The sequence below is a fragment of the Streptomyces sp. NPDC002884 genome, from assembly GCF_040295245.1.
Lineage (GTDB): Bacteria > Actinomycetota > Actinomycetes > Streptomycetales > Streptomycetaceae > Streptomyces.
Genome location: NZ_JBEOVB010000003.1, coordinates 187,506 through 209,816, shown reverse-complemented (window position 1 = coordinate 209,816; position 22,311 = coordinate 187,506). Strand labels below are relative to the sequence as shown.

Sequence of the window (22,311 nt, the reverse complement as noted above, 5' to 3'; positions counted from 1 at the left end):
CACGTAGTTACGAGGGAGACATGAAGTTCCAAGGAGTGCTGTTCTTCCCGGTCACGCCGTTCGCCGCGGACGGCTCGCTGGACGAGGAACGGCTCGGCCGGCACATCGAGGCCGGCGTCTCGGCAGGCGCGGGCGGCGTGTTCGTCGCCTGCGGCACGGGTGAGTTCCACGCCCTCGACGCGGACGAGCTCGAACGCGCCACCCGGGTCGCCGTCGAGACGACCGCCGGACGCGTTCCCGTCCTGGCGGCCGCCGGCGGGCCGGTCCCCGTCGCCCGCGACCATGCCGTACGCGTGGCCCGGGCCGGCGCTGACGGCATCCTCCTGCTGCCGCCGTACCTGGTCACCGCACCCCCGCAGGGCCTGGTCCGCTACGTCGAGGAGGTCACCGCCGTCACCGACCTCCCCGTGGTCTTCTACCAGCGCGGCACCGCCCGCCTCACCGGCCCCGCCGCCGCCGGGATCGCCGCCCTGCCCAAGGTCGTCGGCCTGAAGGACGGCATCGGCGACATCGAGCGCATGCACCGCATCGTCCGGGCGGTGCGGGCCGTTCCCGGCACCGAGGACTTCCAGTTCTTCAACGGGCTGCCCACCGCCGAGATGACCGCCCCCGCCTACCGGGGGATCGGCGTCGGCCTCTACTCCTCGGCCGTCTTCGCCTTCGCCCCCGAGATCGCGCTCGCCTTCCACCGTGCCCTGTCGGAGGGGGACGACGCCCTCGTCGCCCATCTCCTCGACGAGTTCTACGGTCCGCTCGTCGAACTCCGCGACGAGGTCCCGGGATACGCCGTCTCCCTGGTCAAGGCCGGGGTGACGATCCGCGGCCTCGACGTGGGCGGTGTACGGGCGCCGCTGCTCGATCCCACGCCGGAGCATGTCGCCCGGCTCGCCGAGCTCATCGACCGGGGACTGGAGGCCGTCGCCGTATGACCACCCCTGCCACTCGCATCCGCGAACTGATCGTCACCCCCATCGCCTTCTCCGATCCGCCGCTGCTGAATTCCAACGGCGTCCACGAACCGCTCGCGCTGCGGGTGATCCTGCGGCTCGTCCTGGAGGACGGCACGGTGGGCCTCGGCGAATCGACCGGCGGCGAGACGCGCCTCGAACGGCTGATGGTCGCCGCCAGGACCGTCGTCGGCATGGACGTCTTCGACACGACCGCCGTCGCCGCCGCGATCGACGCGACCCTGCTGCCCGGCGTGCCCGGCTCGCACGAGCGCGGCTGGACCACCTCGGCCGTCGAGGTCGCCTGTCTGGACGCCCAGGGCAAGCTGCTCGGCCGTCCCGTCCACGACCTGCTCGGCGGCCGGGTGCGCGACTCCGTGCCCTTCGCCGCGTACCTCTTCTACAAGTGGGACGGACACCCCGCGCTCGACGGCCGTCCCGCCATCGGCGACGACTGGCCCGAGGCGCTCGACCCGGCCGGGATCGTCGAGCAGGCCCGGCTGATGCAGCAGCGGTACGGCTTCAGCTCCTTCAAGCTCAAGGGCGGGGTCTTCCCGCCGGACGAGGAGATCGCCGCGATCAGGGCGCTGGCGGAGGCGTTCCCCGGCCGGCCGCTGCGTCTGGACCCCAACGCGGCCTGGACGGTGGAGACTTCGCGTTACGTCGCCCGGCAACTCGACGGCGTGCTGGAGTATCTGGAGGACCCGACCGGCACCATCGAGGGCATGGCGGCCGTCGCGCGGGACTCGCCGCTGCCGCTCGCCACCAACATGTGCGTCATCGCCTGGGAACACCTCGGTCCTGCCGTCCGGCAGAACGCGATCCAGGTACTCCTCACCGACCACCACTACTGGGGAGGACTGCGCCGCACCCGTGAACTGGCCGCCGTCTGCGAGGCGTTCGGTCTCGCGCTGTCCATGCACTCCAACTCGCACCTGGGCATCAGCCTCGCCGCGATGACCCACGTGGCCTCGGCCATCCCCAACCTCGACCACTCCTGCGACACGCACTACCCGTGGAACAGCGCCGACGACGTGATCGTCCCCGGGGTACTGGAAGTGGTGGACGGCGCGGTGAAGGTCCCGACCGGACCGGGCCTCGGCGTGGAGCTGGACACCGACGCCCTCGACCGGCTGCACCGCCGCTACCTCGACTCGGGTGTGCGGGGGCGCGACGACACCGGGTACATGCGGCGCATCCAGCCGGACTACGAGCTGAGGCTGCCGAGGTGGTGAGGCGTGCGGATGCCTAGACTGCGGGCATGGCCGACAACGCGCTCGACCGGCTGGCAGCCGGCAAGTACCTGCTGATCACCAGCTACCGCAAGAACGGAACCGGGGTCGCCACTCCGGTGTGGGTGGTGCGGGACGGGGACGCGCTCGGGGCCTGGTCGGCCGCGGACGCCTGGAAGGTGAAGCGGATCCGGGCCCGCGGCGACGTCCTGGTGGGTCCCTGTGACGTCCGCGGCAACCCCACCGGCGAGCAGGTCCCGGCCACCGCCGAGATCTGCGACGCGCAGACCACCGCCCGCTACCGCACCCTGCTCGCGCGCAAGTACGGCGTCATGGGCCGCCTCACCCTGCTCGGCAGCCGGCTGCGCCGGGGTCTGGACGGCACGGTCGGGATCCGCGTCACGCTGTGAGCCCAGAAACGGAGAAGGGGGCCCGGACCGCACGGTCCGGGCCCCCCTTCGGACAGTGCCCGCGTACTACGGCGCGTCCACGACCGTCCCGGTCAGCACCGGCCGGTCCGGCAGCGGCTCGGCGTCGTCGCCGGTCAGCGCGAGGCGCATCGACTCGGCCGGCTCGGCCACCTGGTCCTTCACCGTGGGCACGGTGAAGTCGACGTCGGTGGTCCCGGCCGGGATGTTCAGCCAGACCCACAGGTTCGCGTCCGACAGCGGACGCTCCGGGTCGGGCAGGTCACCGGAGAAGTCCAGCAGCCACTGCGGGTCCACGTCCTTGGTGGACAGCTCGGCGCCCTCGGTGACCGGCAGCACCCGGACCGGCTGCCAGAAATTCACGTCGGCGGTCTCGGAGAGGGTGATCCGCCAGCTCAGCGACCCGCCCTCGGTCACCCGGTCGGCGACCGGAGCCAGGGTCACCTCCGGCGCCGGGTCGTCGTTCTGCACCGTGACCCCGCCCCGGTAGGAGCCGACGACCGCGCCGCGCACGGCCTTCACCAGGAGGTCCTGGGTCACGTCGTAGGCGAAGCGGGTGTCGCCCTTCACCTCGATCGGCACGTCGATCGGGGTGCTGCCGGGCCGGACCGTGACCACCTTCTCCGTGGCCTCAAGGGTCTCCGGGTCGACGACGTAGAAGCGGACCCGGCCGCTGCCGTGCCCGGACACCTGGACCGGGACGTGATAGGTGCGGGTGCCGGAGTCGCCCTCCTTGGCCGTGATCCGGCCGATGTCGACGCGCGGCAGCGCGGCCGCCCGCACCGCCGGCGTGCCGGGGGCCCAGCCCCAGGCGTCCATGAACCAGGCCTGACCGGACCCCGAACGCGGAGTCAGCGACAGGGACTTGACGTGCCTGAGGTCGAGACCGGCGCGGGTGGCGGCGGTCAGCGGGACCCGCAGCTCGCGGGCCCAGTACGAGGCGGTGCGGTCGGAGCCCGGCAGGCCGTCGACCGTGACCCGGCCGAGCGCGGCGCGCCGGCCGGCCGCATCGGTGACGGACACGTCCAGCTCGGTGCCGGTGGTGTTCGGCGGCACGAAGACGCGCAGCGCCAGGCTCCGGGCACCGGACAGGGAGACCGGAGCGAGGGAGCCGATCGTCGTCGGCGTGCCCGGTGCGGACCACTTCAGCGCGACCGCGCTCTTGCCGGAGTCCTTCTCCAGATCCCACCAGCCGAAGTGCGGGGACATTCCCGTGGCGTCGGCGTCCAGGCATGCCCTGGCCGGGTCGGGGTCGGCCCAGCACACCCGGCCGCCCGTCACCTCGACGCCGCCGTCGGGCACGAAGCCGCCCGTACGGCGGGCGCCGACCGCGTGGGTCAGGACGCGGGCCGGGTCGGCGGAGGGCGCGCGCTTTCCGGTGCCGTCGAGCAGCGGGCGCACCCGGTCGTCACCGGCGACGAACAGCCGGGCCGCGGCGGCGATGTAGGTCGCGCCGGCCCGGTGCTGCTGATCGGCGGTCAGCCGGGTGGGGGCGGCGGTGGAGCAGACCGGGTCGGGCTGCTGCGCGTCCGGGTCCTCCCAGAAGTCGTCGAAGGAGGGCGCCACGGCCTTGCCCGGCGTCCACTCGGTGTTGAAGAAGTTGTGGTTGGCGCCGACCATGTAGACCGCGCTGTGCAGGGCCGTGCCATTGCTGACGCCGCGCGTCCCGTCGAGGTACGTCTCGCCCTCGAGATCGGCGACGTCGCCGTCACAGCCGGGCAGGATGGTCGCGGACGGGACGTCGGCGACCGGATTCTGGCCGAAGATCGTCGGTCCGACGAGCACGGTTCCGCGGATCTTCCAGCGGACCGGGCCCCGGTAGCCGTCCTGCGCGGCGGGCGGCGGGTACAGGCTGTCCAGCGCGGCGCGGTTGACCCCCTCGCCGCCGCGCGAGTGACCGACGAGCAGGACACGGGAGAGGTCGGCCTTCGCCGCGTCGGGCACCGACGCCGGGGCGTGGCCCGGGTGGGCGGCCCAGTCGGCCCACTGGGCGAGGTGGCGGCGCACCAGCGAGGAGCGCGCCTGCGCACCGCCGTCCTCGGCCTCCCCGTCCTGGCCGTTGATGCCGTTCGCGGAGATCGACACCGTGACGTAGCCCTGCGAGGCGAGGAGCTTCTGGTCCTGGAGGTAGCCCCGGTGGCTCGGGATCGGCTTCGAACCGGCCGGGCAGGGCCAGGAGATGTCGAAGTCGTCGCTGCCGGGCCGGTAGCAGGTGGTGTGCCGGCCGTGCAGGAAGAGCGCGAGCGGCCGTTTGCCGGTGGCCCCCTTCGGCGCCACCACGACCGCCCGCATCTCCACCGGTCGGGCGAAGCCCGGCAACCGCACCGGTGCGAGGTCGTACTCGCCGCTGACCGTGCGGTACGCGCCCGGCTTGCCGGGGTCGACGGAGTTGGCCGGGGCCGGAGCGGGGGAGTGGGCCGGGGGCTGCTCGGCGGTGCGGGAACGCCGCCCGCCCGGGGCGGAGTTCTCGGCCGCCGCGTCCAGACGGCGGCCGCCGGCCAGTACGCGCAGGTCCTTCAGGGGGGCGGCGCCGACGTCGTCGAGGGAGAGCCGGAAGGTGCGGCCGTCCTTCCCCGCCTTCGGTACGCCGAGCAGTCGGCCGCCCGAGTGGAACTCCACACGGGCGTCGCCGAAGGGCACGGGGGTGGGCGACCGCCACACCAGCTCACGTGCGCCGCCCTCGCCGCCGACCTGCCAGCCCTGCGGCAGTCCGCTGTCGGCGGTCGTGGTCAACGGTCTTGTCTCGGACGGTTGTCGGGCTTGTGCCAGTCCCGGTGTTCCCGCCAGGGCCGCGAGCGCGGCCACGGCGGTGACACCTATTCGCCGGGCACGGATCAAGGTCCACTCCTCAACACTCGGAGCGCGGGGGCCCCGTCCGTATCGGGAGCCCCTCGCGCCCCGAAGGAAGCGAAAGCACCTCTGTGGGTTGCCTGTGTCCGGGAATCAGGGTGGCGGAGCGCAAAGAACCGGACAGCGGGTCTCCGCTGTCCGGCTTCGGCCCGCTGAGGCGAAGGCTCTAGTGCCAGGCCCGGTAGGGCTCGTCGAGGAGCTGGAAGACGGGTTCGCCGCGTACCGGGTCCTTGACCGTGGACAGCCGGACGCGGTCGCCGCTGTGGATGCCGATGAGCGGACCCATGACCCGGCCGCGCACGACGAACCCCTCGGCCATCTCGACCAGCGACACATTGCGGGCGCCGGGGGTGTTGCGGTTCACCACCGTGGCGTGGCGGACCGTGCCGGCGCCCTCGCTGCGTTCGGTGCGCAGGTCGCTGCCCTGACACACCGGGCACAGGAGCCGGTGGTACATGGCGGTGGCGCACCAGGTGCAGCGCTGGAAGAGGATCGTGTCGCCGTCGGCGTTCGCGCGGTCGAGGACGCCCGCCGCGGAGCCGGCGGCCTGCTGAACGGCGTTTCCTGAGTAGTGGTACACGCGGGTCAACTCCCTGCACTCGGCCGGAATCCACGTGCGCGGCTCGCCCGTGCACGCACGTGCCCGGTCAGCCGTGCCACCGTGCACGTCCACAGCGTATGGCACTCAGTGCCACGCGTAAAGGCACTGCGTACCCACAATCTTGCGTGGGTTCGGCGGGGGTCCGGCGTGGGTCCGGCGGAGGCTCCGAGGGGGTCTCAGTCCCGTCCGAGGGTCGTCTCGATCTCCTGCACCACGCGCCACAGCGGCGCCCCGCGTCGGGACACCACCACGACGACGTCCTGCGGCGACTCGTCGGCGGGCGGCACCGGGAGCGGCGCAAGCGCCGCGAACGCGGGGCGGGTCGCGGGCGCCGGGGCCGCCGGGGGCGCGCCGAACGCCGACTGCACGTACCCCAGCGCGTGCTCCACGGTCGCGCTCGCGTCGCCCTGCCCGTCCGAACGCAGCCAGGAGCGCAGCGCGTTGTTGTGGGCGGCGACCACCGCGGCCGCGATCACGTCGGCGTGCAGGGTGCCGTCGGGCCGACCGGTGAAGCGGCCCCGGAGGTACTCGGCGAGGGCGCGCTCGTAGCGCCAGACGACCGACAGCTCGTACGCCCGCAGCCCGGGCACCTGTTTGGTGAGCCGGTAGCGCTGCACGGAGAAGGAGGGGTTCTCGGCGTACATCAGCAGGACGAGCCGGGCGGCGTCACAGACGCGTCGCACCGGCTCGTGTTCCGGGCCGCTCGCGCCGAGGAAGGCCGTCATGTCGGCGAGGCACCGCTCGTGGTCGGGGAAGACCACGTCCTCCTTGGAGGGGAAGTAGCGGAAGAAGGACCGCCGGCCGACGCCCGCCAGGGCCACGATGTCGTCGACGGTGGTCTGCTCGTAGCCCCGCTCCAGGAACAGCCGGAAGGCCGCCGCGACCAGGGCGTCCCGCATGGGCGGTTTGGCCTCCGCCTTGTGAGTGGCGCTCATGGACGCGAACGTAACACCTGATCGGCGCCGATGGCACTCAGTTCCCTCCGGCGGGGAACCGAGTGCCCGGAACCGGGTGCCGGTGTCACATCCGCTCGGCGGCCTCGACCACGTTGGTCAGCAGCATCGCCCGCGTCATCGGTCCGACCCCGCCGACCGGCGGCGAGAAGGACCCCGCGACACCGCTCACGTCGGGGTGGACGTCGCCGAGGATGCCCTCGACCGTGCGGGTCAGACCGACGGACAGCACCGTCGCGCCCGGCTTGATCCAGTCGGGCCTGACCAGGTGGGCCACGCCGGCCGCGGCCACCACCACGTCCGCCTCCCGGGCGTGCGCGGCCGTGTCCTGGGTGGCCTCGTGGCACAGGGTCACCGTGGCGTGCTCGGTGCTGCGGGTCAGCATCAGGCCGAGCGGCCTGCCCACGGTGACACCGCAACCGATGACGCAGAACTGCTGGCCCGTGATCTCCACCCGGTTGCGGCGCAGCAGATCGATGATGCCGCGCGGGGTGCAGGGCAGCGGGGCCGGGATGCCCAGCACCAGCCGGCCGAGGTTCGTCGGGTGGAGCCCGTCGGCGTCCTTGACCGGGTCGATCAGCTCCAGCACGGCATGGGTGTCGATATGGGCCGGGAGCGGGAGCTGCACGATGAAGCCGGTGCACGTCGGATCGGCGTTGAGCCGCAGCACGGCGGCCTCGACGTCGGCCTGGGAGGTGTCGGCGGGCAGTTCCACGCGGATCGAGGCGATGCCGACCTGCGCGCAGTCGCGGTGCTTGCCGCCGACGTAGGAACGGCTGCCCGGGTCGTCGCCGACGAGGATCGTGCCGAGCCCCGGGTGGATGCCGCGTTCCTTCAACGCCAGGACGCGGAGGGCGAGTTCGTTCTTGATGTCGGCCGCGGCGGCCTTGCCGTCGAGCAGTGTTGCGGTGGTCACGGGAGTCGACGAGCCCTTCGGGAGAAAAACGACGGTCCTGTCATCGTACGGCCCGTCCGCCCACTGTCCCTCGGGAGTCCCACGGCCCCTCGGGAGTCCCACCGCCCGCCGGGAGTCCCACCGCCCGTCGGGAGTTCCGCCGTCCGTCGGGAGTCCCACCGCCCCTCTTGGGTGCCGGCGGTGACGGCCGTCCCGCCCCGGACCGCCCGCACGCCGTCTGACGTAACCTTTCCGCACCGTTCGACCGTCATCAGGAGACCGCATGTCCGCCGCCCGCCCCCGTCTCCTCTACGTGACCGACCTGGCCTATCAGGCGCGCGGGCGCCGCTACTGCGACGAGGACGTCTTCCTCACCTCCCGGCTGCGCGCGGACTTCGACCTGGCCCTGTGCCACCCGCTGGACGCGGCCGCCCTGATGGAGTCCTTCGACGGCGTCGTCGTCCGCAACAGCGGCCCGGTCCTGGGCTATCGAAAGGAGTACGAGGCATTCCGCGAGCGCGCGCTCCAGGACGGCGTACGCGTCTACAACCCGCTCACCGGCCGCGCCGACATGGCGGGCAAGCAGTACCTCCTCGACCTGAGCGCCGAGGGCTACCCGGTCATCCCCACCGTCGACCGGCCCGAGGACCTGCACCGGCTGCCCGAGGCCGACCGGTACGTCGTCAAGCCCAAGCTCGGCGCCGACTCCATAGGCCTGCGGATCCTGCCGCCCGACGCGCTCCCCGCCCTGGCCGACGGCTCGGTCCTGGTCCAGCCGTGCGTCGACTTCGCCTACGAGGTGTCCTTCACCTACATCGACCACGACTTCCAGTACGCCCTGTACGCACCCCACCCCGACCGCCGCTGGCAGCTCGAGCCCTACCGGCCCACCGTGCGGGACCTCGAGTTCGCCCGGCGCTTCATCGACTGGAACGGCCTCACGCACGGCATCCAGCGCGTCGACGCCTGCCGCGCCCCCGACGGCGAACTGCTGCTGGTCGAGCTGGAGGACCTCAACCCGTACCTGTCCCTCGACGCCCTGGACGAGGCCGGACAGGACGCCTTCGTCGCCGCGACGACCCGTTCCCTGCGCCACTTCCTCGCCGGCTGAACCCGTCCGCCCGTCCGCCCGTATCTCTCCTGGGGGACCCACGGGAGGGAGACGAGCGTGCCGACACCGGAGGAACCGGGAAAGCCGCACGAACGCCCGGTCCTGGAACCCATCCGGGTCCTGCGACCGCGCAACACCGACGCCCTCGCGGAGCTGTTCCGCGAGATGACCGAACTGACCCGGGAACCGGACTCCTACGAGTCGATACCCCTGGGGTCCGACCCGGACGGGGACGAGGCGGCGACGGAGGAACTCCCGCTCCTGGACCTCGGCCCGGCGACCACGGTGATCCCGCAGTCCGGGCCGAAGCCGCACGGTGGCCGCGACTGGGCGACCGAGGGCGGCGGCCGGGACCGGGGTGCCGAGGGCGGCGGGCGGGACCGGGCGGGCGGGTCCGGCGGCCCCCGGCCCCTGACCGGCGGCGGCCCCGGTGACCGCCCGGGTGAGGCGTGGGAACGGGGTGGAGCCCGTGCCGCACGGCCGGCGGACGGGGCGGGAGTCCGCACCCGAGCCGGCTCCGGTGCCGGTGTGCGCCGCGGCGCCATCGTGGTCGGCGTGTGCGCGGCCGCCCTCCTCGGCTTCGCCGGGGCGCTGCTGCTGCCGGGCCGGGGCGGCGAGGCCGCCGCGCAGACACCCCCGCCCACGACGGCCGGCCCCACCCCGACCGCGAGCGCGTCCGCCGACCCCGACGGCGCCGGCACCCTGCGGGAGGGGGACAGCGGCTCCGAGGTGACCGACCTCCAGCAGCGCCTGCTGCGCATCCCGAACGTGTACGACAACGGCCCCACCGACGGCCGTTACGACACCGTTCTCACCGAAGCCGTGGCCCGCTTCCAGCTCTGGTACGGCATCCGCGGCGACGAGAGCGGCGTCTACGGCGACGACACCCGCCGCGATCTGGAGTCCCGTACCGCCTCGGCCGACGGATGACGGGGTGACGGGGTGACGGGGTGACGGATGAGCGGTCGGCGGACGACCGGCCGACGGATGGCCGGGTGACGGGTAAACGGCTCGGAAACAGGCCGCGGTCGGCAGTGTGCCGCGTGTCACCATGGACGGCGGGCCGGCGCGCGTTCGGCACCTCGGCCCGTCGAGCCGAAAGCCGTCCGCATGAGCGTGTCCCGCATCCCGGGCCTGGTGCTGCCCGTCGTGTTCCTGCTGGCCGTCGTGGTCGGGGCGCTGTGGTACTGGCGGCACCGCGACGACTGAGCCGTCCCTACCGCTCGGCGTCCGGCGGCACCTGGATGTCGAGCACGCACACATCGTCGCGTCCCTCGGGTTCCAGCGTCGCGCCGAGCAGCTGTTCCAGGGAGACGAGGCCGGCCCCGGTCCGGGGCACGGCGGCCCCGGCCAGCCGCTCCAGGCCGCGGTCGATGCTCTCCGTGGGCCGCTCCACCAGGCCGTCGGTGTAGAGCAGGACCTGGTCGCCGGGCTTCAGCCGAACCTCCGCCGCCTCGTAGTGAGGCGTGTCGGTCGCGCCGAGCAGCATCCCGAAGGGACGCTCGAGGTAGCGCGCCTCACCGGCCCGCACCAGCAACGGCGGCGGGTGACCGGCCTGCGCCCACTCCAGCCGCCGTTCGCGCGGGCTGTAGCGGGCCAGCACCATCGTCGCCGAGCCGTGCGGGTCGCGGGAGTGCAGCAACAGGGCGTTGAGGCGGCTGAGGGCCCCGGTCAGCGAGGAACCCGTGATGACCATGCCCTTGGCGGTGAAGCGCAGCAGGGCCATCGAGGCCACCGCGCCCACACCGTGTCCGGCCACGTCCCCCACCACGAACAGGGCGTCGCCGTCGGGGAGTTCGATGGCGCTGAACCAGTCGCCGCCGACGCTGAGGCCCGACTGCGCGGGCAGGTAGGCGATGTCCACGCGCAGCCCGGCCAGCCGGACGGGCTGCCGGGGCAGGGGCAGCAGCGCGTTCTGCAGCCGGGCGGCCATCAGACGCTCGGCCTCGAGCACTCCGTGCTGGGTGAGCATGGCCCGCTCGCTCGCGACGAGGGCGAGTTCGGCGCTGCGCTGCGCGGTGAGGTCCTGTACGAAGCCGTGCACCTCGACGGGGGTGCCGCCGGCGTCCGGGACGGCCTCGGCGACGATCCGCAGATGCCGGATGCCGGCCCGGGTGACGATCCGGAACGGGACGTCGCACGGCCGCCCGTGCCGCACCAGCTCTCCGACGGCGCGGGCCAGCGTCGGCAGATCCTCGGGGGAGGCGAGCCGCGGCAGCCCGGAAAGGGGGACGACACCCTGGGCCGTGTCCCGCTCGAAGATGCTGAAGACCTGGGAGGACCAGTTCCCTTCGCCCGTGTCCAGGTTCCAGTTGACCCAGCCGAGGTTGCCCAGCCGCTGCACGTCCGCCAGCCGCTGCTCCTGCCGGTCGGACGGATCGTGCCGGACCCAGCTGACGACCAGCCCGTCGCCCGACCGCACCACCCGCGCCGAGTAGGTGGCCAGTTCGCTCACCCCGGACACGATCTGCTGCCGGGCGAACGGCTCGCTCTCGTACGGCAGTTCGTCGGCCAGCACATGCAGGCACCCCTCCCACAGCGCATCGCGGGCGACCTCCGGCCAGCACTCCAGGAAGCGCAGGCCGACCAGCTCGCGCCCGCTGCGGCCCACGGCGTCGGACGTCACGCCGGTCGCGGCGTCGATGCGGAAGTCCTCCACGTCCCCCGACGCGGAGCGCAGCGCGGTGAGCAGCACCGCGGCGACGGGCAGCCGGTCGAGCACCGTCTGCACGGCGTCCGCGACCCCGCCCGCGGCGGGGTCCGGCCGGGTGCCGAACGTGCGCAGCGGGCCCGCGCACAACTGGGCGACGGTCAGCAGGTGTTCCCGCACCGGGGGCGGGAAGGCGCCCTCACGGTGGCGCAGGATCCCGAGCACGACGTCGGCCGACGCGCCGGTCACCACCGGCAACCAGGCCCGGGACGGCCACCGTTCGGGCGGGTCCCCGATCAGCTGGTACCGCTCGGCGTCCTCGCGGAGGTCCTCCAGCCAGCGCGGCCGCCCGGCGGCGAGGGCGTCCAGCGCGGCGATCCCGCTGACCGGCGGTACCCGGCTCCACTGCTCGGCCAGCGTCCGCTCGACGCCGGCGTGTCCGGTGAGCTCCAGACCGCCGCCGGGCCGCCGCGCGAAGATCATCACGGCGTCGGCGCCCACGTCAGGGGCGAGCCGGTCCAGCAGGCAGCGGGCGAGATCGTGCGGGGTGCCGACCCGGACGAGGGCCCGGCTGAGGCGGCCGAGGGCGGCGGCGTCGATCTCGTCGGGCGCCCGGCCCGGTGCGGTCCGCCGGGCGGGGGGTCCGGCCGCGGCCGGCTCGGCGGTGCCGCAGGGTTGTGCGGAGAGTGCGCCGAGGCTGAGCCGGCACTCCTCCAGGAGGGTCCGTTCCCTGGCCTTGGCCCGCTGCCGAAGCTCCTCCTGCGCGGTGTCCGGCGAGCAGCCGAGCTGCGCCATCACGGCGCCCTTGGCGCGCTCCAGCACGGCCGCGGTGGCCGCCAGATCCTGCAGCCGGTCGAGCTCCGCGCGCTGGCGCGCCACGACCCGGGTCAGCGCTGCCATGTCGGGCACGTCACCGGACCGAGCGGGCAGGGCGGATTCGCTCGTCACGCCTTGAGCATGGCACACCGTGGTGACTTCGATCGGGGTCTTGCGCCATCGCTCCCGTCAGGTGCGATGTCCGTCGGGGAGATGCGAACGGATCTTCCCGTTCAGCGTCCGGAGCCCTGCTCGGCCAGGGCCTGGGTGACCGCCCGGACGCTGCGCGCGATGTGCTGCAACTGCATGACCTCGGCCGCGTACATCTTGATCGTGTGTTCGATGACCGACTCGGGCAGTCCGAGCCGGGGCAGGTCGGCGCGGGCGGTCTGCAGAGCGGTGCGGGCCACCCGGACCTCGTTCTGGACCTGGATCTGCGCATGGCGGGCGAGCAGTACCGGGTGGCGCAGCAGCGCCGGGTAGCTCGCGTAACGCGCGGGCACCAGCTCGCGCAGCCACTTGGCCGCCGAGCGCTCCCAGTCGTAGCTGCCGGGAGTCTTGACCTGGCACGGCCAGTCCGAGCTGATGCGCGTCGTCGTCAGGGTCATGATCATCGCTTCCGGTGTTGGCGTCGTGACGGTGGTCCGACGGTTCGGGGTGGCCCCGGCCCAGGGGAAGACCGGGGCCACCACGGGCGCTCGCGCAAGCGATGCCCCGAACACCCTGGGCGCCGACGCGGGTAGGGGACGGCGGCTTCGGGTGCCCGTACATGAGCCCTTGGCGGGCGGATGCAGCCGTGAGCAGTATTTATATATGCCGACTGCTTTGCAAGACGTATGAAAACATTCATGCGCGAAATGCCCGCAATGATCCCTCTGTTTATTACCGGGGGAGGGGGTGGCCTGGGAAAGGCCGGTCACTCACGCAGGAAGAACTGGTGCTGCTCGGCGATCTGCTCGTACTCCTCGAGCCGCGCCTGGGTGCGCTCGGGGCCCGCGTCGGTCATCGCCTGGAGCAGCGCCGCCGCCATCACGCCCGGGGCGGCGTAGGAGTCGAAGACCAGACGGGAGCCGGTGCCGGTGGCGAAGGTGGCGTCGGCCTCGTCGGCCACCGGCCCCAGCGCCAGGTCGGTGATCAGCGCGACCTTGAGTCCGGCGCTGCGCGCGACCCGTACCGCGGTCAGCGTCTCCTGCGCGTGCCGTGGCATCGAGAACGCCAGCACCCAGGTCCCGCCCGCCTCCCGGGACTGCAGGAGCGCGTCGTAGGCGACGCTGCCGCCCCGGGTCACCAGCCGTACGTCCGGGTGGACCCGGCGGGCGGCGTAGGCGAAGTACTCGGCGAGCGAGACGGAGATCCGCAGCCCGAGGACGGTCAGCGGCGTCGACTGCGACAGCTTGCGGCCCACGTCGATGACCCGGTCCGGGTCGGCGAAGTCGCGCCGCAGGTTCTCCAGGTTCTCGATCTCCGCCTCGACCGCCGCCTGGAGTTCGTTGCTCCGGTTCACCTCGGCCGCCGCCGGACCGCCGGCCAGGGCGCCCAGCGCGATCGACTGGAGCCTCTCGCGCAACGCGGGGTACCCGCTGAAGCCGACCGCCGCGGCGAACCGGGTCACCGAGGGCTGGCTCACCCCGACGCGGTCCGCGAGGTCGGTGATCGACAGGAACGCCGCCTCGGTGATGTGCTCGATCAGATACTGGGCGATGCGCCGTTGACCCGGGGACAGATGAGGTCCGTCGAAGAGGGCCCTGAGCCGGGAGGTCGGGGACACCTCCGTCTCCGGACCGGTTCTGCCCGAGGTGATCGCGGATGCCTGTGCGCGTGCCTGTTGCGGCGATGGCACCGGTGCGCCTCCTTTGTCTTCCACGGGCTCAACATACTTCAGGGACCGGGCCCGTCAGGGTGGGCGAAGACGCCCCTCGCGCACCCGGTGATCGCGGATTACCGCCGGTACAGCGTGATCGAGTCGCCGACCTCGTCGACCGGCCGGCTGGACCGCAGCAGCACCGCCAGCCCGCCCCTGGCCTCGGCGACCGCGGAGTCCGACACGACCAGCAGCCCGTGCACCTCCGCGGGCGGCACCCGCCTGGGGTCGGAGGCGTCGATGCCGTAGTAGGCGGGCACCCCGCTGCCCTTGTACACGAGCCACACCCGCTCGCCCCGGTAGCCGCTGTGCAGCCGGTCGGCCAGCCGTCCCAGGTCCTGGCCCCAGTCCACGTTGGAGTCGTGCAGAAGCAGATGCGTCCCGGCCGGTCCGCCGAACGCCTCGTTGGAGTACGGCAGGTAGTAGGGATACGTCCGCACCGAGCTGACGGCGACGAACGCCACCAGCGCCCCCACCACCGCGGGGACCCACCGCCGGCGCACCGTCAGGACGCACCCCGCGGCCACCGCGAGGAACATCGGCAGGAAGACGGCGTACCGGGTCCCCAGGTCCCGTGCCCCGGTCATGGCCGAGGCCAGCAGCACGGCGGCCGGGACCAGCACGTACGGCGCCACGGGCCGCAGCCGTCGCACCGCGACCATCGCGACCGCCCCGGCCGCCCACAGGGCGAGCATCCCGAGCGGGGTCTTCACGACCAGGGCGACCGGCAGGTAGTACCAGCGGGCGCCGGAGTACACGTGCCCGAACAGGAAGCCCGCCCACGACCGATTCTCCAGACCGAACTGGATCCGCATGCCGTCCCGGTACGCCTCGGGGAAGGGCAGCAGCCGGACGAGGTGCCCGCGCAGGCCGTGCACGACGGGCACATGGGTCGACCCGGCATCACAGCGCAGCCGCGGATCGACCGCGAGATACGTGGCCCAGACGACGGCCACGGCGGTCACCGTCACCACCACCGCGCCCAGCAGCGCCCTGCGGACGTCGCGGGGCCGCCGGGCGCACACCGACAACGCCGCCAGGGCCGCCAGCACGGGGACCGCGGGCAGCGTGCTCATCTTCGTGGCGAGCGCCGCGCCGAGAGCGGCCCCGGCGAGCGGGAGGTACCGGCGCGCCCGGTCGTGCCGGGCCCGCCACAGCAGCCACACGGAGGTCAGCAGGAAGCCCGCCGCCGGGACGTCGAGCGTCGCCAGCGAGCCGTGCGCGACGACGTCGGGGGAGAGGGTGTACAGGGCGAGCGCCGCCAGTGCGGGGGCGGGTCCGGCGAGGTCACGGGTGAAGGCGAACACCACCAGACTGAACAGCAGGGTCAGCGCGATCACCGGCAGCCGGGCCCACAGCATCAGCTGCCAGGGGTCGTTGCCGGACCCGTACAGGAGGTGCCGGCCCGCCGCCTCCTGGGTGCCGGTGAACGCGGCGTCGACGTGCGGGCGGGCGAAGGCCACGCCGACGGCGACCACGAGCTTGCCGAGGGGCGGGTGCTCCGGGTTGAGGCTCACCCGGTGCTCGTGGAGGTAGCCGGCCGCCGTGGCGACGTACACCGGCTCGTCGATGGTCGGGGTCTGCCGCACCGCGCCGGTGACCATCGCGACGGCCATCTGGGACAGCAGGACGACCACCAGGACCGGGACGAGCAGCCGCCGGCAGGCGGGCGGCGAGGGCCGCGCCGCCTTCGCGACGGGGGTGGTCTCCAGGACCGGGTGCGGTTCGGTTGCCATCGTCCGCCCTGCGGTGACACCGGCCGGGCGGTGGCCGGAGCCGGTGCGCGGCAGCCTCGGGGGCCCGCCGCGCACCGGCTCCCGCCGCGAAGGGTGTTACCGCTTCAGGAGTCGTACCGACAGACCGTCTGCCGTGTACACGGGTACGGCGCGCAGGCGGTCGGAGTTCAGCTCGACGCGGTCGAACTGGCCGCGCAGCGCCGAGGCGTCGATCACCGGGACCGTCGTCCCCGCGGCCGGCGGCCGCTCGGCGTCCAGGCGCAGCGACAGCACGGCGCCCCGGTCCAGCCGGACCCGCCCGGACACCGTGAGCACGGGCCCGTGGTGCCCGCGCAGCGTCAGGTCCAGGACCGCGCCGGACTCCTGGGCCCACGCGCCCCGCACCCGCACCGGCGCGCCCGCGCGCAGCGTGCCGCCGGTCAGCCGTACGTCGCCCTGGCCGAGGGCGTTCGCGTGCCCGGCGACGAGCACGCCCTCCGCCAGCACGGTGCCGCCGTGGTAGCGGTTGTGCCCGGTCAGGGTGAGCGTGCCCGAGCCGCGCTTGGTGAGGCCGCCCTCGCCCTCGATGTCGTGGCGCCAGGCGTCGGCCGCGTCGAAGCCGCCCTTCGACGCGTCCAGCGTGACCGTGACGTCGGAGTCGAAGGCGCCGTACCCGTCCGCCGCGGCGAACAGGTTCAGCCGGCCCCACTGCTCGAAGCCGTCCAGCATGACGTACCCGGAGGGCAGCGCGGTCGTACGCAGCACCTCACGGCGCTGGGCGGCGGTCAGGTACGGCAGCCGGGTCTCCAGCAGCACCTCGGCGCCCTTGGGCACGACGAGGGGGGTCCTGCGGCCCTGGCGCTCGAGGACGTAGGTCAGCCGGGGCTCGTTGGCCCGCGCGTTGGCCTCCCGGTCGGCGTATGCGTCCGAGGCGTCGGAGTGCGCGTAGGCGGACAGGGTGTCGGCCGTGGTGCCGGTCTTCTCGGTGAAGTAGGCCAGGGCCTGGGCGCGGGCGGCGGCCTTGAGGTCGGCGTTGGCCGGATCGGCGAGCGCGGCGGCGGCGAGGGCGGTGGCCATGATGCGGCCGCCCAGGACGTCGACGGTGGAGTGCATGCCGGAGACGATCCGGGTGTGGCTGAGTTCGAGGGCGCGGGTGACCAGCTCCTGGAACCGCTCGGGCACGGCGTACGCGAAAGCCAGCGACGCCAGGTGGAAGGCGTTGGTGTGCCCGCTGGGGAAGCCGCCGTCGTCGGTCGCGGAGGTACCGCGCTGACGCAGCAGCTGCGGGACGACGACCACCTTCGAGTCGTACACCGGGAAGCCGAGGGCATCGGTCCTCCCGGTGTCGACGACCTCGCTGTTCTCGTTCATGCGCCACGGGCGCGGGTACTGGAAGGCGTACTTGCCCGGGTTGCCGGAGGCGAACGGGCCGCGCACGGTGTCGACGAGCTTCGCGACCTGACCGAGGTCGGAGGTGTAGGAGCCGGCGCCGATGGCGGAGCCGGCGGGCGCGTCCGCGGGCACGGCGTCACTGATCGTGGTGGCGGGAGTGGTGTCCGGCGCGCTGGTGATCGAGGTGACGGCCTTGGCGCCGGTCCGGTAGAGGTCCGTCAGGGGACCGAGTCCGGCGATCATCGCGTAGCTCTGGTGCTGGCGGTCGTAGACGAACGCCTGCCGGCCCGCGGCCTCCGTGCGGGAGCGGGTGATCGCGATGCAGTAGCGCATGTTGGCGCGCAGTATCTCGGGCCGCAGCGGGGTGCCGGTGTTCCAGGCGGCGCCGGTCTTCCACACCTGGGCGAAGCCGCCCAGGATCCGCACCACGGCGTTGGTCTCGGGGGTGAGGTTCGCCGTGGTGTTCGTCTTGTAGTCGTCGACGAACGGGAGCGGGCTCGTGGCGGCCTTGGCGTCGGCGGCGCCCAGCCAGGAGACCAGCGTCGGGGCGGCCACCAGGGCCGCCGAGCCGCCGAAGGAGACCTTCAGGAAGCGCCTTCTGTTCACGGCCGAGGGGGTGGACTGCCCGACGGGTGACGGCATGAGTGTGCCTCTCTCGAGTTCTTCGGCCGTGCGGCCGGGAAGGACGTGCGGGATACCTGCGGGAATACGTGCGGGGTACGTGTGATCGCGTGCGACTCGACCGTCCTGTGACGACGTGTGAGCCGGAAGACGCGTACGAGCGAAGATCTACGGCCGAGGTGTGTCGCTTCCGCGATGACCCGGCGACCGGTGCGTGTCCTGCGGGTGAACGCGAGGCCGGCGTCTCACAGGAGGGAGCGCGCCAACGCCACCGCGCCCTCGACCGGCGGCACGGTGAGCGGCTGTGGCCGCGCCCCCGGGACCGCGTCGGCGAGCGCGACGGCGAACGCCTCGTAGAGCGCCGGCTGGCCGAGCACGGTGCCGCCCGCCACCACCACGTCGTCGACCGGGACCCCGCGCGCGGCGAGGCGGGCGACGAGCGCGGCGAGCGCCGTACCGGCCTCGGCGATCACGGAGCGGGCGAGCGCGGAGCCGTCGGCCGCGGCCGCGAAGACGGCGGGGGCGTGCCGTCCCCACTCGGCGGAGACGTCCGAGGCGCCCTCCAGGGCCGCGCCGAGCGCCGGGACCTCGGGCACGCCGAGAGCGGCGAGGAGGCCCAGAGCCAGGGCTCCGGGTTCCTCGCCGCGGTCGTGGGCCGCCCATACGGCCCGGGCCGCCTCGCGGACCAGACCTGCGGCGCCGCCCTCGTCGCCGAGGACCGCGCCCCAGCCGCCGACCTGGACGGGGTCGCCGCCGGGCAGCCGGCCGACCGCCACCGAACCGGTGCCGGCCACGAGGCCGACACCCTTGTCCAGTCCGGCGGCGGGAACGAGCAGTTCGGCGTCGCCCACCACGCGGGCGGGCACACCGAGGGAGAGCTGAAGGGCGTCGCGGATCTCCGCGCACTGGCGTGGTGTCTCGCAGGCGTGCGCGCCCACCGCGAGTGCGGCCGGGCGCGCGCCCTCGGGCAGCGTCTCGCGGACGAGGTCGGTGAGCCGGCGTGCGGCGGCCGCGGGGTCGTGCGGCCGCCAGCCGGCGCTGGAGCGGACGTGGTCGGCCACGACGACATCGCCCGTGAGGGCACGCAGATGTGTCTTGGTGCCGCCCACGTCGACGCCGACCACGAGGGGGCCCGAAGGGGGAGAGTCCTGCACGGATCCTCTTTCGTCGTTGCTGCGCAGAGCTGCGACGGCGGGCGAACCGTGTCTGAGGGGTTGCGGATCGGTGAACTAGGGAAGCCCCGGGACGGGCTTCTGACGAGCACGGCAGGCGAGTACCGTGAAGTTCGTTAGGAAGTTAACTAACGAAGTACAGTGCGTCAAGAGTAATCGCGCACTCGACCGTCCAGGCTCCCGTCCGGGCCGCCGCGGGACGGGAACGCGCGACGTCGGAGCATCCCATCGCCGCAGCCCGCCGAGAGATCGGTCCGGGCGCGCGGCCCTGTACCCGTGTGGGGGAAACTGTGGAACTCGACGTGGCGGAAGCCCCCCGCCTGACCGAGAGCGCGAGTGCGGTGTTCGCCGTGCTGGCCCAGGCGGGCAGCGCGACCCGGCCGCGGCTCGCGAGCCTGGCGGGCCTGTCCAAGCCGACGGTGTCCGCCGCCGTGGCGGAGCTGGAGAGCGCCAGGCTCGCCACGCACTCCGGCACCGCCTCCAGCGGCACCGGCCGCTCCGCGGCCGTCTACTGCCTCGGGCCGGCCGCCGGCGCCGTGCTCGCCGTCGACCTCGGTCCCGCCCTCACCCGGGTCCGCGGCTGCGCCCTCGACGGCTCCCTGCTCGCCGAGGCGACCGCCTCCCGGACGCACGCCGCCGACGCCGTACGCGAGGCGCTCTCCGCGCTGCCCGGCGGCATTCCGCTGCGCACCATCGTCGTCGCGGTCGGCGACGTCGCGGCGCGGGACCGGCAGGGCAGCGGCATGCGCCCCGCGACCGCCAAGGCGGGCCCGGTCTTCGACGCCATGGCCGTCGCGCTGCCGCCGGGGGTGCCCGTCCACCTGGAGAACAACGTGAACTGCGCCGCGCTCGCGGAGCTGCACGAAGGGGCCGCGCGCGGCCGACACACCTTCGGCTATCTGCGGATCGGCGTGGGCATCGGCCTCGGCATCGTCGTCGGCGGCGCGGTGCTGCGCGGCTCGAACGGCGCCGCCGGTGAGCTGGCCCGGCTGCCCTACCCCTGGGACGACGGCCGTGAGCCGCGGCAGGAGGCCCTGGAGGAGTACATCGGCGCGCGTTCCCTGCTGCGCCGTGCCGCGGCGGCCTGGCGGAGCGCCGACGGCCCCTGCCCGCGCACCACCGAGCGGCTCTTCGCCCTCGCGGGGGAGGGCCACGCCCCGGCCCGTGAGGTGCTCGGCCGCCATGCCGCGGACGTGGGCCGGCTGGCCGCCGCCGTGACCGCGGTGCTGGACCCGGGCCTGATCGTGCTGGGGGGCAGCACGGGCGCCGATCCGCAGCTCCTGCCCGGTGTGCGGGCCGAGCTGGGGCGGCTGAGCTGGCCCACCGAGGTGGTCAGCAGCACGGTCGGGGACACCGGCACCGTGGCGGGTGCCGCGCGGCTCGCGGTCGCCCGGGGAGTCCAAACCGTGACCGAGGCCGCGCGGGCCAAGGATTGACGGCCCGCGACTCGGTCTGCCAATGTCCGGACAAGCGCTTTCTAAGTCGGCCGGGACGCCGACTCCGGATGAGCCTCCCGCCCGTACTCGAAGTACGGCAGCCGCACGAGGGCGTGCTTGTGCGACGACGGCCCTCAGGGCCGGGGACCCCATCCGTCAAGGCGACGCGGCCGGGCGAGGCCGACGCCATCGGAAAGCAAACCTTCCTGCAAAATGCACCCGTGCCGCTTCGGTCGGCGCCGTGCTCCGTCCCCTACGACGAAAAAAAGGGATCGAAGATGACCACTGTGGGTGTGCGGCGCTCCCGCCGACTCGGCCTCGGCGGCATAGGCCGCCTGGTTCCGCTCGCTGCCGGGGCCGCGGCAGGTGCCCTGCTGCTCTCCGCCTGCGGGTCGGGATCCGACTCGGGCGGAACCTCCAAGTCGCTGACGTTCTGGATCTCCACGGTTCCGGGGCAGGACGCGGGCTGGAAGGCGTCGGTGGCGGCGTACAAGAAGGAAACCGGCGTCAACGTCAAGCTCGTCAACATCCCGTACGACGGCTACGACGCGAAGCTGCGCAACGCCGCGCAGGCGAGCTCCCTGCCCGACGTGGCGGCGGTGCCGAAGATCGACCCGATCTGGTCGAACAAGCTGCTCGACCTCGGCTCCATCGCCAACAACAAGACCAACAAGATCAACGCCAACTTCGTCGCCAAGGACTCGTCCGGGAAGGTGCTGTCCATCCCCTCGGACGTCACCGCGTCCGGCATGTTCATCAACAAGTCGCTCTTCGACAAGGCCGGCGTCTCCTACCCGACCTCGCCCTCCAGTACCTGGACCTGGACCGAGTTCATCAAGGCGGCGAACGAGGTCCGGGAGAAGACCAAGGCCAAGTACTCCCTGACGTTCGACCAGTCGCCGTCCAGACTCCGCGCCATGGTGTACGAGATGGGCGGGCAGTACATGCACGCCGACTCCTCCGGCAAGTTCTCGGCGGACGAGGCGACCAAGAAGGCCGTGAACACCTTCGTCGGCTGGAACGACGACAAGACCATGCCGAAGTCGGTGTGGACCAGCGGCGCCGACCCGTCGGCCATGTTCCAGAGCGGTGACGTCGTCGCCTACTGGTCCGGTGTGTGGCAGGTCGCCTCCTTCGCGGAGAGCGTCACGAAGTTCGAGTGGGCGAGCGTCCCGACCCCCGCCGAGCCGGTGCAGGCCAGTGACGTCAACAGCGGCGGCATGGTCGTGGGCTTCAACAACAACGGCGACGCGGCCACCGCCGCGAACAAGTTCATCTCGTGGCTGTACGAGCCCGAGCACTACAAGGCGCTGTGCGAGGCGTCCGGGTTCCTGCCGGTCGAGAGCGGCCTGAACCCGACGTACCCCTTCAAGTCCGAGGCGGCGCAGGCGGCGTTCAAGCTCTACAACGAGTCGATTCCGCTCTACGCCCCCGTCTCCGGCTACTTCAACGTCGCGCAGACGAACTGGGCGCTGAGCGGCAAGAGCCTCACCGACGACCCGACCAAGGCGGAGATCGGCAAGGCGATCAACGGTGAGCAGTCGGCCGACAAGGCCCTGGAGAACATCGTGGCCGGCTACAACCAGCAGGTCGGCGGCGTGAAGTAGGTCCCAGGTCCGGGCGGCGGTGCG

The 22,311-nt window shown here is 73.2% G+C and carries 17 protein-coding genes; 7 read left to right on the top strand and 10 right to left on the bottom strand.

Annotation, left to right across the window (positions count from 1 at the left end):
• Positions 1-20: 20 nt before the first annotated feature.
• Genes ABT070_RS08280 through ABT070_RS08270 form a run of 3 tightly spaced genes read left to right on the top strand, consistent with a single transcriptional unit; the run spans position 21 to position 2,589 of the window.
• Positions 21-929, top strand: coding sequence for a 5-dehydro-4-deoxyglucarate dehydratase (locus tag ABT070_RS08280; protein ID WP_351756443.1), 909 nt, complete (start codon positions 21-23; stop codon positions 927-929).
• Entirely contained in the window at positions 926-2,182 is a 1,257-nt protein-coding gene (locus ABT070_RS08275) for a glucarate dehydratase family protein (protein WP_351756440.1), read from the top strand. Before ABT070_RS08280 ends, ABT070_RS08275 begins: the two co-directional genes overlap by 4 nt.
• Positions 2,183-2,208: 26 nt before the next feature.
• Positions 2,209-2,589 (top strand): PPOX class F420-dependent oxidoreductase, encoded by a 381-nt coding sequence (locus tag ABT070_RS08270; protein WP_351756437.1) that lies wholly within the window; start codon positions 2,209-2,211, stop codon positions 2,587-2,589.
• 66 nt (positions 2,590-2,655) lie between these two features.
• On the opposite strand, the gene ABT070_RS08265 is transcribed toward ABT070_RS08270, so the two are convergent.
• The 4 genes from ABT070_RS08265 to ABT070_RS08250 all read right to left on the bottom strand — a co-directional run bounded on the left by ABT070_RS08265 (position 2,656) and on the right by ABT070_RS08250 (position 7,927).
• Positions 2,656-5,445 carry an alpha/beta hydrolase gene (locus tag ABT070_RS08265; RefSeq protein ID WP_351756434.1) on the bottom strand — a complete coding sequence of 930 codons (2,790 nt, stop codon included), beginning with the start codon at positions 5,443-5,445 and terminating at the stop codon, positions 2,656-2,658.
• A 178-nt stretch (positions 5,446-5,623) separates the two neighbouring features.
• Positions 5,624-6,037, bottom strand: coding sequence for a Zn-ribbon domain-containing OB-fold protein (locus ABT070_RS08260; protein WP_351756431.1), 414 nt, complete (start codon positions 6,035-6,037; stop codon positions 5,624-5,626).
• A 197-nt stretch (positions 6,038-6,234) separates the two neighbouring features.
• Positions 6,235-6,957, bottom strand: coding sequence for a TetR family transcriptional regulator (locus tag ABT070_RS08255; protein WP_351757337.1), 723 nt, complete (start codon positions 6,955-6,957; stop codon positions 6,235-6,237).
• 121 nt (positions 6,958-7,078) lie between these two features.
• A complete protein-coding gene (locus tag ABT070_RS08250; protein ID WP_351756428.1) occupies positions 7,079-7,927 on the bottom strand; it encodes a bifunctional methylenetetrahydrofolate dehydrogenase/methenyltetrahydrofolate cyclohydrolase in 849 nt (282 codons plus the stop codon).
• 262 nt (positions 7,928-8,189) lie between these two features.
• Between ABT070_RS08250 and ABT070_RS08245 the strand changes: the two genes are divergently transcribed.
• Both ABT070_RS08245 and ABT070_RS08240 read left to right on the top strand, forming a co-directional pair.
• Complete coding sequence (locus ABT070_RS08245; RefSeq protein WP_351756425.1) at positions 8,190-9,017, top strand: ATP-grasp domain-containing protein; 828 nt, start codon at positions 8,190-8,192, stop codon at positions 9,015-9,017.
• Between the two features lie 57 nt (positions 9,018-9,074).
• On the top strand, positions 9,075-9,947 hold the full coding sequence (locus tag ABT070_RS08240; RefSeq protein WP_351756421.1) for a peptidoglycan-binding domain-containing protein: 873 nt from the start codon (positions 9,075-9,077) through the stop codon (positions 9,945-9,947).
• A 286-nt stretch (positions 9,948-10,233) separates the two neighbouring features.
• Here ABT070_RS08240 and ABT070_RS08235 read toward each other — a convergent pair whose 3' ends face one another.
• The 6 genes from ABT070_RS08235 to ABT070_RS08210 all read right to left on the bottom strand — a co-directional run bounded on the left by ABT070_RS08235 (position 10,234) and on the right by ABT070_RS08210 (position 19,226).
• Complete coding sequence (locus ABT070_RS08235) at positions 10,234-12,615, bottom strand: SpoIIE family protein phosphatase (protein WP_351756418.1); 2,382 nt, start codon at positions 12,613-12,615, stop codon at positions 10,234-10,236.
• 101 nt (positions 12,616-12,716) lie between these two features.
• Complete coding sequence (locus ABT070_RS08230; protein WP_310432568.1) at positions 12,717-13,097, bottom strand: hypothetical protein; 381 nt, start codon at positions 13,095-13,097, stop codon at positions 12,717-12,719.
• 302 nt (positions 13,098-13,399) lie between these two features.
• The gene (locus tag ABT070_RS08225) at positions 13,400-14,323 is read right to left on the bottom strand and encodes a MurR/RpiR family transcriptional regulator (protein ID WP_054241013.1); all 924 of its coding nucleotides are present in this window, start codon (positions 14,321-14,323) and stop codon (positions 13,400-13,402) included.
• A gap of 98 nt (positions 14,324-14,421) precedes the next feature.
• Complete coding sequence (locus ABT070_RS08220; RefSeq protein WP_351756413.1) at positions 14,422-16,080, bottom strand: glycosyltransferase family 39 protein; 1,659 nt, start codon at positions 16,078-16,080, stop codon at positions 14,422-14,424.
• Between the two features lie 96 nt (positions 16,081-16,176).
• Positions 16,177-18,093 (bottom strand): phosphatase PAP2 family protein, encoded by a 1,917-nt coding sequence (locus ABT070_RS08215; protein ID WP_351756410.1) that lies wholly within the window; start codon positions 18,091-18,093, stop codon positions 16,177-16,179.
• Positions 18,094-18,317: 224 nt separating this feature from the next.
• Positions 18,318-19,226, bottom strand: coding sequence for a BadF/BadG/BcrA/BcrD ATPase family protein (locus tag ABT070_RS08210; RefSeq protein ID WP_351756407.1), 909 nt, complete (start codon positions 19,224-19,226; stop codon positions 18,318-18,320).
• A 308-nt stretch (positions 19,227-19,534) separates the two neighbouring features.
• Here ABT070_RS08210 and ABT070_RS08205 point away from each other — a divergent pair, with 308 nt between their 5' ends.
• Complete coding sequence (locus ABT070_RS08205) at positions 19,535-20,680, top strand: ROK family transcriptional regulator (RefSeq protein ID WP_502990160.1); 1,146 nt, start codon at positions 19,535-19,537, stop codon at positions 20,678-20,680.
• Between the two features lie 278 nt (positions 20,681-20,958).
• The gene (locus ABT070_RS08200; protein WP_351756401.1) at positions 20,959-22,287 is read left to right on the top strand and encodes an extracellular solute-binding protein; all 1,329 of its coding nucleotides are present in this window, start codon (positions 20,959-20,961) and stop codon (positions 22,285-22,287) included.
• Positions 22,288-22,311: the final 24 nt, after the last annotated feature.

Excerpts from the sequence above, each read along its gene's own strand:
- ABT070_RS08280 (WP_351756443.1), top strand. The coding sequence starts at position 21 with ATGAAGTTCCAAGGAGTGCTGTTCTTCCCGGTCACGCCGTTCGCCGCG.
- ABT070_RS08275 (WP_351756440.1), top strand. The coding sequence starts at position 926 with ATGACCACCCCTGCCACTCGCATCCGCGAACTGATCGTCACCCCCATC.
- ABT070_RS08270 (WP_351756437.1), top strand. The coding sequence starts at position 2,209 with ATGGCCGACAACGCGCTCGACCGGCTGGCAGCCGGCAAGTACCTGCTG.
- ABT070_RS08255 (WP_351757337.1), bottom strand. The coding sequence starts at position 6,957 with ATGCGGGACGCCCTGGTCGCGGCGGCCTTCCGGCTGTTCCTGGAGCGG.
- ABT070_RS08245 (WP_351756425.1), top strand. The coding sequence starts at position 8,190 with ATGTCCGCCGCCCGCCCCCGTCTCCTCTACGTGACCGACCTGGCCTAT.
- ABT070_RS08230 (WP_310432568.1), bottom strand. The coding sequence starts at position 13,097 with ATGATCATGACCCTGACGACGACGCGCATCAGCTCGGACTGGCCGTGC.
- ABT070_RS08220 (WP_351756413.1), bottom strand. The coding sequence starts at position 16,080 with ATGGCAACCGAACCGCACCCGGTCCTGGAGACCACCCCCGTCGCGAAG.
- ABT070_RS08215 (WP_351756410.1), bottom strand. The coding sequence starts at position 18,093 with ATGCCGTCACCCGTCGGGCAGTCCACCCCCTCGGCCGTGAACAGAAGG.
- ABT070_RS08200 (WP_351756401.1), top strand. The coding sequence starts at position 20,959 with ATGACCACTGTGGGTGTGCGGCGCTCCCGCCGACTCGGCCTCGGCGGC.